The organism is Litorimonas sp., from assembly GCA_029936425.1.
GTDB lineage: Bacteria > Pseudomonadota > Alphaproteobacteria > Caulobacterales > Maricaulaceae > Litorimonas.
Map to the genome: position 1 here is coordinate 1 of JAPYSU010000167.1, position 1071 is coordinate 1071.

Here is a 1071-nt window from a genome sequence, read left to right on the forward strand (position 1 = left end):
ATCCGAGAGCAGAACCGACCCATGCGAGTACAAGATATTATCGCGCAAGCACAAGAATCTGGGTTGTTTTCCGATGAAATGTTTAGTCGTACACCGCAAAAATCAATGCAGGCTCGGCTCAGTATGGAGATCGTTAGAAATGGCGACGACTCAACCTTTGTTCGCACAGGCAAAGGAATATTTTTCTTGCGCGATTTGTTGGCTACGACGAACACAACTCAAGCAGTGGATGGATCACTGGCGCTCAAACCGACAGATGGACTTAAGCCATATCGAGCGAAGCCAAGGCGGCCACGTCAGACAAAAGAAAACGTTCTTGTAATACCAGGGGAAGTCTGTCGAAAAATTCTAGATTTCCAAGGCCTCCGGCGGGGAACAGAGCTTCATCTTAAGAGGCTGATTAACAGCGATGTGAAGCATTTAGCGAGAACATCTGCGGAGGAAACTGAAGAGTTTAAGCAGGTGATTACTTACGTACTTGTAACTCACAAAAAGCACGTTCTGTCTTTCAGGCGCGGTCGTTTCAATAGAGCAGCGCAGTTCCTTCGTGGAAGCTTGTGCATTGGGTTTGGCGGTCACGTAACAGACGAAGATTATTCACTTTTTAGTGGAGAAGACTTTGGAATTCGAGAAAACGCTACCAGAGAACTTACCGAGGAAATCAAAGTTGAGGGCCTAGACCCAGTAATCAAAGCGGAACGATTAAGCTTCCTGGGACTGATAAATGATAACTCCACTTCGTTGGGGCGCAAACACTTAGCCGTGGTATACCAATACGAAGTTCCCGAGAGCGACTGGGAGAAATGGCTGGAAGTTTCGAAGCATGAGCTATCGATCAATGAACTTCGATGGATCGATACGGAGGCGGAATCCATAAATCTTGTTGAGTTTGAATACTGGTCACAGCTTTGTTGGCGAACTCTCTCACCTGAAATGGTAGAAGCCCAAGCTGAATTCCGTATTTTTAGAAAGAAACCGTTCCAAGCACCGCACATTTTAGTGGTGGTTGGCGGAATTGGATCTGGCAAATCGTCTGCCACTGACGTTCTCGAAGAGAAGTTTGCATACAGC

General features: G+C 46.6%; 1 protein-coding gene. It reads left to right on the forward strand.

Annotated features, from left to right (window positions below):
- A partial coding sequence (locus tag ACN0IC_RS15745; RefSeq protein WP_416879692.1) for an HTH domain-containing protein occupies window positions 1-1071 on the forward strand: 1071 nt, incomplete at its 3' end.